Raw genomic sequence first — 14627 nt, forward strand, 5'->3', positions numbered from 1 at the left:
GCACTGATAGGATAGATGGAAAACTTGTTAAAATGAAAGGAGCAGAGTCAATGAAAAAGATAAAACGGATAATGGCATTGCTTTTGGTATTTGTTTTGGTCTTGTCCGCCACAGCATGCGGTGCGCCCAAAAGCAGCAGCAATTTTGCAGCCAGTAGTGCAGCAGATTCCCCCAGGGAAAGCGGGGAAATTAGTTACGATGCAGCCACGGCAGAACAGGCTGTTGCAATGGATGGAGCACCTGAAGCAAATAAAAGTGCAGCAGCTCCAAACAATATTTTGCCCGACAGCTCCCGCAAACTGATACGCCGGGTTTATCTCGATGTGGAAACGCTCGACTTTGACAACCTAAGTGCAAAAATCGAACAGCAGATAGCGGCACTGGGCGGATATATTGAGCAAAGCGAAATTTCAGGTAACAGCTATCGCAGCGAGAGCAAGCGCTACTCTCACATTGTCGCCCGTATCCCCAAGGCGAAAGTGGACGGATTTATCGGTACGGTGGGCGAAATCGGTAATATCACCAATAAGCAGGATTCTGTTGAAGATGTGACACTGCAGTATGTGGATGTGGAGAGCCGCAAAAAATCGCTGAAGATTGAGCAGGAGCGGCTGCTTGTGCTATTGGCAAAGGCAGAAAAGCTCGAGGACATTATCCAACTGGAGCAGCGCCTTTCGCAGGTGCGCTATGAGTTGGAAAATTATGAATCGCAGCTGCGTACATACGATAATCAGGTGGATTACAGTACTGTTACCCTTGATATTCGCGAGGTGCAGCGTGTAACCCCCGCAGAACAAAAAACAATGTGGAGCCGCATGAAAACAGGCTTTAGCGAAACCATTTTGGATATCAAAGAAGGCTGCAAAAACTTTGCGGTGTGGTTTGTGGTAAACCTGCCTTACATCGTTATCTGGGCAGTTTTAATTACGGTTGTGGTAATTGTACTGCGTAAGGTGAACCGCTTGGCAATGGGGGATAAACCAAAAGCCAAGAGACTAACATGGCGAAAAGATGCCGAAACGGATGAAATAGCCAAGAATGACAAGAACGAAGATAAATAAGGACAGCGCAAAGGCACCGGCTTTTAAGTCGGTGCCTTTTGAATGGGCTCATAAACGTTTTTTTCGTTCTCCGTTATAATACGGTAGATTTGAACTCTGTCGGAATTCAACTTCAAGCTGGCAAGCAAAGCAATAATGGAGTCGATATCTTCACCGTGTATTCGAATAGAAATGCCGCAGCTTGCATGAATCTCGCGGGGTGTGGGCAAAATTGTAAAATCGAACTTATTGCGCAGGTGCATTTTGGTGGCGATCCCATCGTGTGTAGAAGAAAAAGATAATAAATAATACATCATTAAAAAGAGATTACTTTGGCAGCGGTAAGCATACGCGATGATATATCGTACATATTGCTTACAGTACCGATTTTAAGTTGTTCGCTTAACCCATAATAATTTAGGCATGTACCGCACACCAAAATTTCACATCCGCGTGCCTGCAAAGCATGAAGGTGCTCTACAACCTGCTCGTTTTGCGTCGGCAGTTTTACTCCGCCGTTCATAAACAAAATCGATTGGGGCAGATTGTCCCCTTGCGAAAGTGTGTAAAACAGCATCGTCATCAAGTTATGCCCAAGTTCAGGGCTGCCGCTGCCAATGCCGTCGCTGCCCACAAACAATACCCAAGGGGATTTCCCAGAAAGGGGCAGAACAGGTATTTCAGGTTTTTCGATATTTTCTTGAAGCGTTTTCTCGGCAGATTCGTTATTGAATACTACCAAAAAGTTTTCGCTCTCGTTTTTTACAGCAACAGAACAGTTTTTGCTTGCACCTAAGCGCTTCAAATTTTCGACGGCTGTTTGGTTATCTACTTCTATGGTAAGTTGTTTTATACCTGCATCCAGCTCTTTTTTTGCCATAATTACGGGCATCGGGCAGGCTTTGCCTTTTGCATCAATGTATGTCATAATTATCACGCCTTTCAAAAAACTACTCTTAAATAGTATACCACTCAAAAACGAGCAATTACAATGGAGTTTTATAATAATGCTGCATTGGTATAGATAAAATCAATAGTTACAAGTTGGTAACAAAAAACACTCATTTCACACAGATTCAGTTGCATTCAATGTATAAAGATAGTAAAATATAAAGATGGATCAGTTTGCTTTTTTATAGTTCCAACCGGAAGTAAAATAAAATACAGCCGCTTATTCAGCGGTGCGGAGGAATACCATGATCAGAAGTATGACAGGCTTTGGACGTGCGCAGGAAACGATAGATGGCAGAGATATTTTGGTGGAAATCAAGAGCGTAAACCACCGTTTTTTCGAGTTTTCATGCCGTGTACCGCGCGCCTATGGTTATCTGGAAGAAAAACTCAAAAGTTATCTGCAAACAAAAATTTCGCGCGGTAAGGTGGATGTGAATGTCACTGTTGTGACGATGGAGGGGGCAAATGCCCATGTCGAAATCAACTATGAGCTTGCCAAAAGCTACACCGAGGCGTTGCGCGAACTGAGTGAGAAACTAAATTTGGCTGATGATCTATCGCTTTCATCCATTTCGCGTTTTGCCGATATCTTTAATGTCAGAAAAAACATGGAGGATGAAGAGGTGATTTGGAACGGTGTAAAAACCGTACTGGATGAAGCTGCCGATAAATTTGTCGCCATGCGTTCCGCAGAAGGCGAACGCTTAAAAGAAGATTGCCTCAACCGCCTTGTAACCATTGAAAATGCCGTGGAACAAATTGAAAAACGGTCGCCCCGTATTGTGGCGGAATACCGTGAACGCCTTTACAGCAAGCTGAAAGATGTTTTGGAAAACACCAACATTGATGACCAGCGTATCCTTACCGAAGCGGCTATTTTTTCAGAAAAAACTGCGGTAGACGAAGAAACGGTACGCCTGCGCAGCCACATTGCACAGTTCCGCGATATTTTAAAGCTCAAAGAGCCTGTAGGCAGAAAACTGGATTTTTTAGTACAAGAATTTAACCGCGAAACCAATACCATCGGCAGCAAAGCGCAAGATATTGAGGTTGCCCGCATTGTAGTGGATGTAAAAAGTGAAATTGAAAAAATACGTGAGCAGATTCAAAATATAGAATAGGATGTGTTTAGCGTGTTGGTACTGCTTTTAATACCGATGATAGCTGCATCAATCGGCGTTTTAGCTTACAGAGGGATATCGAATTCGTCATCCGTCGGCATCATCGGCGGGGCAGACGGCCCAACTGCAATTTATGTAGCGCAAACGTTCAACCCGTGGTACATCTTAGGGGGCGCTATAGCGGTATTATTACTGTTACTGGCACTGATTGGTTTTATTGTATACAGAAAGAAAAAAAGACAATAATGGGCATTGCCCGTACACAAACTGGGGTGGAGAGCCGCCATTGGTGAGATGCAGACCCCAAAGCATAAAATAGAGGAGGACTCCCCATGAAACTGATTAATATCGGCTTTGGAAACATGGTGTCTGCCAACAGATTGGTTGCAATAGTCAGCCCCGAGAGTGCGCCCATTAAGCGCATTATTCAGGATGCACGCGACCGAGGCACCTTAATTGATGCGACCTACGGCAGGAGAACACGTGCGGTTATTATTACCGACAGCGACCATGTGGTGTTATCGGCTGTACAGCCCGAGACGGTGGCAAACCGCTTGAACGATGACGATGATGACGATGAGGAGATTGCAGAGGATGAATAACAAGGGACTGCTGGTTGTGATTTCCGGTCCGTCCGGTGTTGGTAAGGGTACGGTTTTGCGCAGCTACCTTGCCCAAAACAAAAAAGTAAAGGTGTCTATTTCTGCTACCACCCGCAATCCCCGCCCGGGTGAGGAGGACGGTGTACACTATTACTTTATGACTGAAGAACGTTTTTGCCAGCTTGCAGAGAACGATGGAATGCTGGAACATGCACAATACAGCGGGAATTATTACGGTACACCGCGCGAGATGGTGGAGCGCGAACTTTGTGCAGGCAACGATGTGATTTTAGAAATTGAAGTACAAGGAGCAATGCAGGTAAAACAAAAATGCCCCGATGCACTGATGATTTTTATTTTACCCCCAAGCATGGCAGAACTGACCAAACGGCTGATAGACCGCCGTACCGAGGATGAGGAAACCATCAACCGGCGTATGGCTGCCGCTAAAAACGAGCTGGCACAGGCTAGCTCTTACGATTACGCAGTCATCAACGATAATGTGGATGATGCGGTAGAAAAAATTGGTGCAATATTGCGCGCTGCGAAGTGCAGCACAAATTATATGAAAGATTTTATAAATGAGGTGCAACAGTTATGAATATGCTAAGACCGTCTATTTCCGAAATTATCAAAGAAAATGAAAGCCCATACTCGCTTGTGGTTGCCGTTGCTAAACGTGCCCGCGAAATTACAGATGAAGCGGAAGAAGATAAGAAGGTTTTAATCGATAAGCCTGTAAAACTTGCCATAGAAGAGTTTGCCGTGGGAAAAGTGAAGATGGTAGAGAGCGAAAATATCGGGCTTCATGTAGAGGAATAAGTCTAACAATTACGATGGAGGACTGCTTGTTGTGACAGTGCGTTTGATAGCCAAGGTTGCGGTTGATAAAGCCGCATTTCATTTTGACAAGCTGTACGACTACCTTATTCCCGTAGAGTATGGTTCCGCCGCAAAAGTTGGCTGCCGTGTTCTAGTGCCGTTTGGTGCGGGTAACCGTAAACGCCAAGGTGTTATATTAGCGTTAGAACAGCTTAAAAGCGACGAACACACGCACAAAATCAAACCCATCCATCTTCTGCTTGATGAGGAAGTATACCTGACGCAAGAGTTGCTTGAACTCGTTTATTATCTGAAAGAAAACACTTTTTGTACCTATTATGATGCAGTAAAAACTTTGTTGCCTGCGGGGGTTGGGTACAATTTGGGGTTTGTATACCATGTAAACCCACACCCGCAAAGTGACATTTCTGTGCTTACACACGAGGAACAAGCTCTGGTGGACTATTTAAAAAGCAGAAAAGCCCCAATTTTAAAAGAAAAACTTTGTGAAGTATTCGGGCTTACCCCTGAAAACCCTTTGCTTAAAAAACTTACCGCCGAAGGTTGGCTGCTTTGCGAAGAAACTGCCAAACGTAAAATCGGCGATGAAACAGTAACCATGGTGCGCCTTTACGGTGATTGTACCGAGGGTGTGCCCGACAATATCAAGCTTACTGCAAAACAGCGTGCGGTGTTGGAATTGCTTTGCAATGTCGGTACCGCATCGGTAAAAGAAATCGGCTACTTTACAGGCACTACTTCGGCAGTTGTAAAAGCTTTGGAGAAAAAGGGCTATGTGGAGTTGTTCGAAAACGAGGTGTTTCGCTCGCCTGTTACCGCAAGCAGCGTGCAGGCAGAGCAAACCGTTCTTACTGCGCATCAGCAGTTGGCTTACGAGGGCATAAAAGCCCTTTACGATAAAAACCAGCCCGCTGTATCATTGCTGTATGGTGTAACGGGCAGCGGTAAAACAAGTGTTTTTGTGCGGCTGATAGAAAAGATGGTAGAACAGCACCGGCAGGTGATTGTGTTGGTGCCTGAAATATCCCTCACCCCGCAGGCAATCGAGGTGTTTACCTCGCGGTTTGGCAAAAGGGTGGCGATTTTGCATAGCGGGCTTTCTATGGGCGAGCGGTTGGATGAATGGAAGCGTATCCGAACAGGGCAGGTGGATATTGCTGTGGGCACACGTTCTGCGGTATTTGCACCGTTTGAAAATCTGGGTATGATTATCATAGATGAGGAGCAGGAAAGCACTTACAAAAGCGAGGCAAGCCCGCGTTACCATGCCCGTGAAGTAGCAAAAGTGCGTATTTTGCGCCACAATGCACATCTGCTGCTGTGTTCGGCTACGCCGAGTGTTGAGAGTTACTACCATGCCAAAACAGGGCGATACCATCTGTTTACACTGAACGAGCGTTTCGGAGATGCCGTACTCCCGTCGGTTTCGGTTGTGGACATGGATGCGGAACAGCGCGAGGGCAATTTTATGAGCATCAGCCATGTGCTGGGTGAGCAGATTGCAGAAAACCTGCGCAACAAGCAGCAGACCATCCTTTTGCTCAACCGCAGGGGCTACAACACGTTGGTGAAATGCACAAGCTGCAATACGGCGGTATCCTGCCCGCATTGCAGTATCGGGCTTACTTACCACCATGCAAACGGGCGGCTGATGTGCCATTACTGCGGTTACTCGCGTGAGCTTACACAAAAATGCGAAGTATGCGGCAGCGAGTATGTAAAATATGCAGGAGCGGGCACGCAAAAGCTCGAAGAAGAGCTGAAAATGCTGTTCCCATCTGCAAGAATATTGCGGATGGACGCAGACACCACCATGGCGAAACACGCTTACGAGCAAAACTTTAAACAGTTTGCCGACGGCGAATACGACATTATGGTGGGTACCCAAATGGTGGCAAAGGGTTTAAACTTCCCCAATGTAACGTTGGTTGGCGTACTTTCGGCAGACAGCACGCTGTTTGGCGACAATTTTAAAAGCGAAGAGCGCACCTTCAGCCTGCTTACGCAGGTAGTTGGGCGCAGCGGACGGGGCGAGCTGCATGGCAGAGCCTATATTCAAACGCACTTCCCCGATAATGAAATTTTTGCAATGGCAGCGGAACAAGATTACCAGAGATTTTATGAAAATGAAATTGCTACCCGCAAAATTATGCTTTATCCGCCGTTTTGCCAGATGTGTGCGGTTGGGTTCAGCGGTGAAAATGAGCGCGAAGTAATTGCTGCGGCACAATATTTTCAAAAATGCCTTACCGAAACAGCAAAGCAAAACTACCCCGATTTGCCGCTGCGAATATTGGGCGTTACCCCCAATATAGTGTTGCGCGTAAGCGGTAAATTCCGTTATAAAATTATCATTAAATGCAGCGGCAGCAAGCAGTTTCGCGCTATGATGGCGGCGGTACTGATTCAGTTTGCAAAACAGCGCAGTATAAAAGGCATATCGGTTTATGCGGATTTGTATTTTGACGGTACAATTTAACGATATTATGATAGTGGAGGAAAGCAAGATGGCATTACGAACAATTGCAAAAGAGGGTGAAGACTGCCTGCGAAAGGTGGCAAAACCTGTAACAGTATTTGACAATAAGCTGAAAACTCTGCTGGATGATATGGCAGAGACGATGTACGAAGCAAATGGTGTGGGGCTTGCTGCTCCACAGGTATCGGTACTGCGCCGTGTGGTTGTCATTGATGTGGGGGAAGGTCTCATCGAACTCATCAACCCCGAAATTATATCGCAAGGCGGCTCAGTGGAGGACAGCGAAGGTTGCCTTTCGTTCCCTGGCCAATACGGTATTGTAGCGCGCCCAGAAAAAGTTGCAGTAAAGGCTTTTGACCGCAACGGCAAAGAGTTTATTATTGAGGGCGAAGATTTGCTCGCCCGTGCACTGTGCCATGAGACAGACCATCTCAACGGTGTTGTGTTTAAAGACCTTGTCATCCGCATGTGCACTGCTGATGAGTTGGAATAGCATGCACATTTCTTAAAAGGTAACACAGCAACCAAAAAGGAGCGATATTGTTTTGAAAATTGTTTTTATGGGCACACCTGATTTTGCAGTGCCTTGTTTGCAAAGGCTGATTGATATGGGGCAGGACATTGCAGGGGTTTTTACTCAGCCCGATAAGCCAAAAGGGCGCGGCTACCAAATGATGCCACCGCCTGTGAAAGAGCTTGCTTTAAAACACAATCTGCCGGTGTTTCAGCCTGCAAAAATGCGTGACGGTGAGGCACTTGGTATTATTAAAGAGCTCGCGCCCGATTTAATTGTTGTAGTTGCTTACGGCAAAATTTTGCCCAAAGATATTTTGGATGCACCCAAACTAGGATGCATTAATGTTCATGGCAGCCTGCTGCCCAAATACCGCGGTGCGGGCCCCATTCAGTGGAGCATCATCAACGGCGAAGAAGTAACCGGCGTTACCACAATGTTTATGGCAGAGGGGTTAGACACCGGTGACATGATACTCAAGATGGAAACACCCATAGGCGAGGAAGAAACAGCAGGCGAGCTGTTCGATCGGCTTTGCATTATCGGCGCGGATTGCCTCGAACAAACCATCAAATTGTTCGAAAGCGGCAAGCCTGTTCCGCGCGAAGTGCAGGACGATGCAAAATCCAGCTATGCCCCTATGTTGGACAAAGAACTATCAAAGCTTGATTTTACAAAGAGCGCACGTGAATTGCACAATCTCATCCGCGGTGTTTCGCCTTGGCCGGTTGCACACACCGTTTTTCGCGGCAAGCTGCTAAAGGTGCACAAGGCGCGGATTGCGTACGATTTTACAGGCAAGGTAGGAACTATCTTGGATGAAAAACGCATGATTGTAGGCTGCGGTGATGGTGCAATCGAGCTTTTGGAGGTGCAGGCAGAGGGCGCAAAACGTTTGCCTGCAAGCGATTTTATGAACGGTAAACGCATACAAATGGGCGAACAATTGGGCGTGTAGAATATATGGTTAAGGTGCTGATTTAGATGTCAGAAAAAGTTTATCACGCCGTCATATCCAGTCTATAAAAATTTGTTAGCTTATTTAAGAGTATAGTGCATGATAGAAAGGGGTTGCTCCTTATGTTTGGTTGGTACTACGATTATTACTATATCATTTTGGTCATCCCTGCAATGATTTTAGCGATGTGGGCACAGATGAAGGTAAGCAGTACGTTCAACCGCTACTCTCGTGTGCTTAATATGAGAGGATATACGGGTGCACAAGCAGCACGTGAAATTCTGGACCGCAACGGCTTGTACCATGTACAGGTTCGGCAAGTGCAGGGCAAGCTTACCGACCATTTTGACCCTCGCACCAATGTGGTGAGCTTGAGCGAATCGGTATACGGCAGCACCTCGGTTGCCGCAATAGGTGTTGCGGCACATGAGGTAGGCCATGCGGTACAGCATGCAAAGGGCTATGCCCCCATTAAATTACGCGCCGCTATTATCCCTATTACCAATATCGGCTCAACATTGGCAATTCCGTTGGTGTTCCTTGGTATCTTTATGCAGGTGGACATGCTCATCAACTTTGGTATACTGCTGTTTGCAACCGTTGCGGTATTTCAATTGGTGACGCTGCCGGTAGAGTACAATGCAAGTAATCGTGCGCTTGAAACGCTTGAAAGTACAAATATGCTTGGTACCGAGGAACTAAAAGGTGCAAAGCGTGTGCTTAGTGCCGCTGCACTTACCTATGTTGCCGCGTTGATTGTGGCTGTGGCAAACCTGCTGCGATTGATTCTGCTTACAGGTGACCGCAGAAGAGATGATTAACACAAATAATACAATAATTTAAAAATAAAGGGACGACTACATGAAAAGTGCGAGACAAGTCGCCGTACAGGCGTTGGTAAAAGTGAATCAGGACGGCGGCTACTCCAATTTGGTTATCGACAGCGAACTGAGTAAAAGCGAGTTGGACCCGCGTGACAAGGCGTTTTGCACAACACTGTTTTATGGTGTGCTTGAACGCCGAATAACCCTAGACGCTGTTCTGCAAAAATACTGCAAGCAGCCGTTAAAAAAACTGATGCCGCAGGTGCGCGAACTGCTGCATATTGCAGTTTATCAAATTTTATATATGAGCAGTGTCCCCACCTCCGCTGCGGTAAACGAAAGTGTAGAGCTTTCGCGCAAGATGAAATGCGGGCATGCAAGCGGTTTTATCAACGGCGTATTGCGTAGCTTTTTACGTGATGGCGGCAGCCTGGATGGCATTTTACCCAATAAAGCTGCAAAGCCTGTGCCTTATTTAAGCCTGTTTTATTCGGTGCCCGAGTGGCTTGCAGAACATTGGATAAAAGACTACGGTGCCCAAACGGCAGAAAGCATTCTTGCCGCGGCGGCAGACCGCCCCCCGCTTTATCTGCGTGTGAACTGCCTGAAAAACAACCCCCAAGATTTAGCAGAAGCACTGCGCAAAAAGGGCATGGAGGTAACCATTCGCGAAGAGATCGGCAACTGCCTTGAGGTGGAAAAAACCGGCGAAATCGACTACCCTGTGCTTTATAAACGCGGGCATTTCACCGTACAAGATATCTCTTCGCAGTTATGTGTGCAGGCAGCCGATGCAAAACCCGGCATGCGCTGTTTGGACGTGTGCGCTGCCCCCGGCGGAAAAAGCTTTACTCTGGCACAGATGATGGAAGACAAAGGCGAACTGCTGTCGCTCGATTTGCACGAGTTTAAAACCAAGCTGATTAAAGACGGCGCAAAGCGGCTTGGGCTACACTGTATTCAAACAGCGGCAGGGGATGCGCAAATTTTTGATGAAACCCGCGGTGAATTTGACCGAGTGCTGTGCGATGTCCCCTGCTCGGGGCTTGGCATTATTCGCCGTAAACCGGAAATCCGTTATAAAAACCCCGATGATTTAAAGGGCTTGCCCCAAATTCAGTATAAAATATTGGAAACTTCATCAAAATACGTTAAGGAGGGCGGCAAGCTGGTTTATTCCACTTGTACCCTCAGCCGAGCGGAAAATGACGAGGTGGTACAACGCTTTTTGGCAGAGCATCCCGAATTTTGCCCCGAACCGTTGCCCAATCCTATCCAAAAACTCACAGGTGCAAACGGTGATTACAAGGTTACCCTGCTGCCCGAGATGCTTAATTCCGACGGCTTTTTCATTGCAACACTGAAACGAGTTAGAAATGGGGAGTGCCTATGAGCGGTTTGCTCGATATAAAATCGATGACGCTGCCCAAACTGGAGGATTATGTGCAGGAGTTGGGGGAACCCAAGTTCCGTGCAAAACAAATCTATATTTGGCTGCACCAAAAACAGGCGGACAGTTTTGCACAGATGAGCAACCTGTCTGTTTCGCTGCGCGAGCGTTTGGAGCAGCAGTGCTATATCAACACCCTTACTGTTCGGCGCAAGCTGGTATCCAAACTGGACGGCACGCAAAAATTTTTATTTGGGCTGCGCGACGGTGAGGCAGTAGAGAGCGTATTGATGAAGTACAAGCATGGCAACAGCCTATGTATCTCTACACAGGTGGGGTGCCGTATGGGATGCAGCTTTTGTGCATCGACCATATTGGGTTTATGCCGCAACCTTACCCCTGCCGAAATGTTGGACGAAGTATATATGGCACAAAAAGTAAGCGGAGAGCGTGTTTCATCCATAGTTTTGATGGGGATTGGCGAGCCGCTTGACAACTTTGACAACGTGATGGATTTTCTCGAAATTTTATCTTCACCTGAGGGGATTAACCTCAGTATGCGACATGTGTCACTTTCCACCTGCGGGCTTATCCCCAGAATATACGATTTAATGAAGAAAAAAACACAGGTAACGCTATCTATTTCACTGCATGCCCCAAACGATGAGCTGCGTGATAAGCTGATGCCTGTGAACCATAAATATAAAATAGATGAGCTGATGAAGGCGTGCCGAGACTATTTTGATTACACGGGGCGCCGCGTGTCGTACGAGTATTCGCTGATAAACGGCGTCAACGACACAGAAGAGTGTGCTCATCAGCTTGGAAAATTGCTGAAAGGGCAGATTGCGCATGTCAATCTCATTCCTATCAATGAGGTAAAAGAGCGAGATTTTATAAAAAGCTCGCGTATGCGAATACAAAAGTTCCTTTCGGTTATGGAACAATATAAAATCAATGCAACAGTAAGACGCGAATTAGGCGCGGATATTAATGCGGCATGTGGCCAGCTTCGCAGAGAAGAAAAGGGGGCGGAGGAAAGTGCTGAAGGCTTACGGCAAAACAGATAGGGGCAAAGTCCGTGTAAACAATCAGGATAGCTTTGCTATTAAGAGCCTTTCCGATACAGCGCTGTTGATTGTGGTATGTGATGGTATGGGCGGCGAAAAAGGCGGCAACATTGCCAGCCGCAACGCGGTTAATATTATCACACAGCACATTAGCTCCAACTACCGCGAAGACTACGATCAGAACAGCATCCGCAATATGATGCTGTCTGCCGTTTCGGTGGCGAACGCATTGGTTTTTGAAATGGCAAAAAAAGATGAAACCCTTGCGGGAATGGGTACTACGTTGGTTGCCTGCGTTGTAAGAAATAACCTTGCGCACATTGTTCATGCAGGCGACAGCCGCGCGTATCTTGTAAAGGGCAGCGAAATTTACCGTATGACGCGCGACCATTCGGTGGTGCAAATGCTGATTGAAAACGGCGAGCTTACCGAGGCAGAAGCTGCAGTACACCCCAAAAAACACTACATTACCCGTGCATTGGGTGTGGACAGTACACTGGATGCCGAATACAACGAAATTGTTTTTACCGAAGGGCAGATATTGCTGATTTGTACTGACGGACTGACAAACCATGTGGAGGAAGGAACCCTGCTGCAAACCCTGTTGCAAACTGCCGCCGATGAAGTACCGCAGCGGCTTATCGACCTTGCAAATGCACACGGCGGGGCAGATAATATTACGGCAGTGGTTTTGTGCAACCGATAACCGACACATCACAAATTCAGGAGGCAAGCGTGCATGGATAGATACATCGGCAAAAGGCTGGACGGCCGCTACGAAATTATGGAGCTGATTGGCGTTGGCGGAATGGCAAATGTCTATAAAGCCCATGATTTGGCGGAAGACAGAATTGTCGCGGTAAAAATTCTTCGAGACGAGTTTATGAGCAATGAAGAATTTTTGCGGCGCTTTAAAAATGAATCCAAGGCGATCGCTATTTTAAATCACCCCAATATCGTTAAGGTATATGATGTCATTTTTAATCCGCAAATGCAGAGCATTGTAATGGAATATATCGACGGAATTTCGCTCAAAGAGTACATCGACCAGCAAGGTGTGCTGAAGTGGAAAGAAGCGGTATACTTTACCGTGCAAATATTGCGTGGTTTACAGCATGCGCATGACCGCGGTATTGTTCACCGCGACATTAAACCCCAAAATATAATGCTGCTTTACGACGGAACCATCAAAATTACCGATTTTGGGATTGCTCGCTTTGCACGTTCCGAAACGAAAACCATCACCGACCGTGCTATCGGCTCGGTGCATTACATCAGCCCCGAGCAGGCGCGCGGCGATGTTACCGATGAGAAAGCCGACATTTACTCGGTGGGTGTGATGTTGTTTGAGATGCTGACAGGCAAGCTGCCGTTCGAAGCAGACAGCCCTGTTTCGGTGGCAATCAAACAGATTCAATCCATCCCCAAACGTCCGCGCGAGCTCAACCCAGAAATTCCCGAAGGGCTTGAAATGATTACCATACGTGCAATGCAGAAAGACGTTGTTAAGCGTTATCATTCTGCTGCTGAAATGCTTCGGGATATCGAAGAGTTTAAACGCAACCCCAGTATCAGCTTTGAATATAAATATCTCTCTGAGCCTGCGCCAAAAGAGATTTCTCAAAGCATCAGCCGTGCCATGGCGGCATCGCCCGCAACACATAAACGCAGGCCCATCCCTTCAAGAAAAGGGATGCCCAAACAGCGTATGCGCAAAGAAGATAATAGAGAGGAGGAGCAGGAAGTGGTACAAAAAACACCCGTATTACCTATTTTGGCAGGTGTAGCAGGTGCATTCCTGCTGGTTTCTTCACTGTTTATATTTTGGATGTTTTATACGAACAATCCGTTTGAATCGGTTGAGCAAATAAAGCTGCCTGATTTTGTGGAGCAGAAGTACTCTACCGTAACGCAAAAGTATGGCAAAGAATTTAAAATTGAGCGCGAAGATATACCCAATAATCAGTACGAGCGCGGAATTATCATCGACCAAATTCCTAAGTCTGGGCGCAGAGTGCGCAAAGGCAGTACTATTACGTTAAAGGTAAGCAGCGGTGCACAAACTGTAGTGATGGAAGATTACGCGGGCATGCCTGTAAACGAAGTGTTGTCAAGGCTAAAAAGCTTTGGGCTAAAAGCAACCGAGTCTAACATCAACCACCCGGTGATTGCTAAAGGGCAGGTAATTAAAACCGACCCGCCCAAGGGGAGCGAAATCACAACCGATACGCCCGTAACCGTATATGTGAGCATGGGTGCAGAGAAAAAGATGGTGGCGGTACCCGACCTGATAGGAATGGATAAAGAGGAAGCAAAAGCAGCACTTGCCATGAACCTGCTGAAAGTAGGCTCGGTTACACCAGTAACATACAGCCAGCTAGACCCCGAAAAATTTGAAGTGGAGCCCGAAATTGGCACGGTTGTAACACAAAGCCCCGAACCGATGGGCGAAGGGGACAGCGAACGTATGGTGGCAGAGGGCACTGCAGTGAACATCGGCGTTTACGAAGGTGACACTAATGTTATTCGTATGAATGTAAAAATTCAATTACCTAAACTGGATAAAGCGGTTAAGCTTACCGCTGAGATGAACGGTAAAATTGTGAAAGAAGCTTCACTTAATCCGAAAAAAGAAAAGATTTGGACAGTTACTTTCGAGAGCGAATACACAAGCGAAAGTGCCGTTATTTATATCGGCAGTGAGGTATATCAAGAGTTGGAACTTGATTTCAGCCATGGTACCCACTCCGTTATTACTGATAATTCTGATATGTTTGAATAAAAATTAAACTTGCAGACGGAGTGAATAAAGGCATATTGCTTTGCAGTACG

At 46.6% G+C, this 14627-nt stretch carries 16 protein-coding genes; 14 read left to right on the forward strand and 2 right to left on the reverse strand.

Features of this window, described 5'->3' with window-relative positions:
- Nucleotides 1-50: 50 nt before the first annotated feature.
- Nucleotides 51-1061 carry a DUF4349 domain-containing protein gene (locus EDD70_RS12015; RefSeq protein WP_162840913.1) on the forward strand — a complete coding sequence of 337 codons (1011 nt, stop codon included), beginning with the start codon at nucleotides 51-53 and terminating at the stop codon, nucleotides 1059-1061.
- A gap of 23 nt (nucleotides 1062-1084) precedes the next feature.
- On the opposite strand, the gene EDD70_RS12020 is transcribed toward EDD70_RS12015, so the two are convergent.
- Nucleotides 1085-1357, reverse strand: coding sequence for a putative Se/S carrier protein (locus EDD70_RS12020; RefSeq protein WP_092755660.1), 273 nt, complete (start codon nucleotides 1355-1357; stop codon nucleotides 1085-1087).
- Complete coding sequence (gene yedF / locus EDD70_RS12025; RefSeq protein ID WP_092755769.1) at nucleotides 1357-1971, reverse strand: sulfurtransferase-like selenium metabolism protein YedF; 615 nt, start codon at nucleotides 1969-1971, stop codon at nucleotides 1357-1359. The genes EDD70_RS12020 and yedF overlap by 1 nt, the downstream gene beginning before the upstream one ends.
- Before the next feature lie 265 nt (nucleotides 1972-2236).
- On the opposite strand from yedF, the gene EDD70_RS12030 reads away from it, so the two are divergent.
- The 13 genes from EDD70_RS12030 to pknB all read left to right on the forward strand — a co-directional run bounded on the left by EDD70_RS12030 (nucleotide 2237) and on the right by pknB (nucleotide 14577).
- On the forward strand, nucleotides 2237-3115 hold the full coding sequence (locus EDD70_RS12030; RefSeq protein ID WP_092755662.1) for a YicC/YloC family endoribonuclease: 879 nt from the start codon (nucleotides 2237-2239) through the stop codon (nucleotides 3113-3115).
- Nucleotides 3116-3127: 12 nt separating this feature from the next.
- Nucleotides 3128-3361 (forward strand): sodium ion-translocating decarboxylase subunit beta, encoded by a 234-nt coding sequence (locus EDD70_RS12035; RefSeq protein WP_092755664.1) that lies wholly within the window; start codon nucleotides 3128-3130, stop codon nucleotides 3359-3361.
- 86 nt (nucleotides 3362-3447) lie between these two features.
- Nucleotides 3448-3717 carry an extracellular matrix/biofilm regulator RemA gene (gene remA, locus EDD70_RS12040; RefSeq protein WP_092755666.1) on the forward strand — a complete coding sequence of 90 codons (270 nt, stop codon included), beginning with the start codon at nucleotides 3448-3450 and terminating at the stop codon, nucleotides 3715-3717.
- Nucleotides 3710-4318 (forward strand): guanylate kinase, encoded by a 609-nt coding sequence (gene gmk, locus EDD70_RS12045; RefSeq protein ID WP_242943162.1) that lies wholly within the window; start codon nucleotides 3710-3712, stop codon nucleotides 4316-4318. The genes remA and gmk overlap by 8 nt, the downstream gene beginning before the upstream one ends.
- Nucleotides 4315-4539 (forward strand): DNA-directed RNA polymerase subunit omega, encoded by a 225-nt coding sequence (gene rpoZ, locus EDD70_RS12050; protein WP_341465128.1) that lies wholly within the window; start codon nucleotides 4315-4317, stop codon nucleotides 4537-4539. The genes gmk and rpoZ overlap by 4 nt, the downstream gene beginning before the upstream one ends.
- A gap of 31 nt (nucleotides 4540-4570) precedes the next feature.
- Nucleotides 4571-7039 carry a replication restart helicase PriA gene (gene priA, locus EDD70_RS12055; RefSeq protein WP_092755670.1) on the forward strand — a complete coding sequence of 823 codons (2469 nt, stop codon included), beginning with the start codon at nucleotides 4571-4573 and terminating at the stop codon, nucleotides 7037-7039.
- A 28-nt stretch (nucleotides 7040-7067) separates the two neighbouring features.
- Nucleotides 7068-7532: a peptide deformylase gene (gene def, locus EDD70_RS12060; RefSeq protein WP_092755672.1), complete on the forward strand. Its 465-nt coding sequence runs from the start codon at nucleotides 7068-7070 to the stop codon at nucleotides 7530-7532.
- 52 nt (nucleotides 7533-7584) lie between these two features.
- The gene (fmt, locus tag EDD70_RS12065) at nucleotides 7585-8511 is read left to right on the forward strand and encodes a methionyl-tRNA formyltransferase (RefSeq protein WP_092755674.1); all 927 of its coding nucleotides are present in this window, start codon (nucleotides 7585-7587) and stop codon (nucleotides 8509-8511) included.
- Nucleotides 8512-8633: 122 nt separating this feature from the next.
- Nucleotides 8634-9332 (forward strand): zinc metallopeptidase, encoded by a 699-nt coding sequence (locus tag EDD70_RS12070; RefSeq protein ID WP_092755676.1) that lies wholly within the window; start codon nucleotides 8634-8636, stop codon nucleotides 9330-9332.
- 40 nt (nucleotides 9333-9372) lie between these two features.
- Complete coding sequence (rsmB, locus tag EDD70_RS12075) at nucleotides 9373-10728, forward strand: 16S rRNA (cytosine(967)-C(5))-methyltransferase RsmB (protein WP_092755678.1); 1356 nt, start codon at nucleotides 9373-9375, stop codon at nucleotides 10726-10728.
- 5 nt (nucleotides 10729-10733) lie between these two features.
- A complete protein-coding gene (rlmN, locus tag EDD70_RS12080) occupies nucleotides 10734-11795 on the forward strand; it encodes a dual-specificity RNA methyltransferase RlmN (protein ID WP_479723806.1) in 1062 nt (353 codons plus the stop codon).
- Nucleotides 11767-12501 (forward strand): Stp1/IreP family PP2C-type Ser/Thr phosphatase, encoded by a 735-nt coding sequence (locus tag EDD70_RS12085; RefSeq protein ID WP_162840914.1) that lies wholly within the window; start codon nucleotides 11767-11769, stop codon nucleotides 12499-12501. Before rlmN ends, EDD70_RS12085 begins: the two co-directional genes overlap by 29 nt.
- 33 nt (nucleotides 12502-12534) lie before the next feature.
- Nucleotides 12535-14577 carry a Stk1 family PASTA domain-containing Ser/Thr kinase gene (gene pknB / locus EDD70_RS12090; RefSeq protein WP_092755684.1) on the forward strand — a complete coding sequence of 681 codons (2043 nt, stop codon included), beginning with the start codon at nucleotides 12535-12537 and terminating at the stop codon, nucleotides 14575-14577.
- Nucleotides 14578-14627 lie beyond the last annotated feature (50 nt).

It is taken from the genome of Hydrogenoanaerobacterium saccharovorans (genome assembly GCF_003814745.1).
GTDB lineage: Bacteria > Bacillota > Clostridia > Oscillospirales > Ruminococcaceae > Hydrogenoanaerobacterium > Hydrogenoanaerobacterium saccharovorans.

Bases quoted from the DNA above. Each gene is read 5' to 3' on its own strand.
- rsmB (WP_092755678.1), top strand. From the start codon at position 9,373: ATGAAAAGTGCGAGACAAGTCGCCGTACAGGCGTTGGTAAAAGTGAAT.
- EDD70_RS12070 (WP_092755676.1), top strand. From the start codon at position 8,634: ATGTTTGGTTGGTACTACGATTATTACTATATCATTTTGGTCATCCCT.
- EDD70_RS12020 (WP_092755660.1), bottom strand. From the start codon at position 1,357: ATGATGTATTATTTATTATCTTTTTCTTCTACACACGATGGGATCGCC.
- gmk (WP_242943162.1), top strand. From the start codon at position 3,710: ATGAATAACAAGGGACTGCTGGTTGTGATTTCCGGTCCGTCCGGTGTT.
- pknB (WP_092755684.1), top strand. From the start codon at position 12,535: ATGGATAGATACATCGGCAAAAGGCTGGACGGCCGCTACGAAATTATG.
- remA (WP_092755666.1), top strand. From the start codon at position 3,448: ATGAAACTGATTAATATCGGCTTTGGAAACATGGTGTCTGCCAACAGA.
- rpoZ (WP_341465128.1), top strand. From the start codon at position 4,315: ATGAATATGCTAAGACCGTCTATTTCCGAAATTATCAAAGAAAATGAA.
- EDD70_RS12030 (WP_092755662.1), top strand. From the start codon at position 2,237: ATGATCAGAAGTATGACAGGCTTTGGACGTGCGCAGGAAACGATAGAT.
- def (WP_092755672.1), top strand. From the start codon at position 7,068: ATGGCATTACGAACAATTGCAAAAGAGGGTGAAGACTGCCTGCGAAAG.
- EDD70_RS12015 (WP_162840913.1), top strand. From the start codon at position 51: ATGAAAAAGATAAAACGGATAATGGCATTGCTTTTGGTATTTGTTTTG.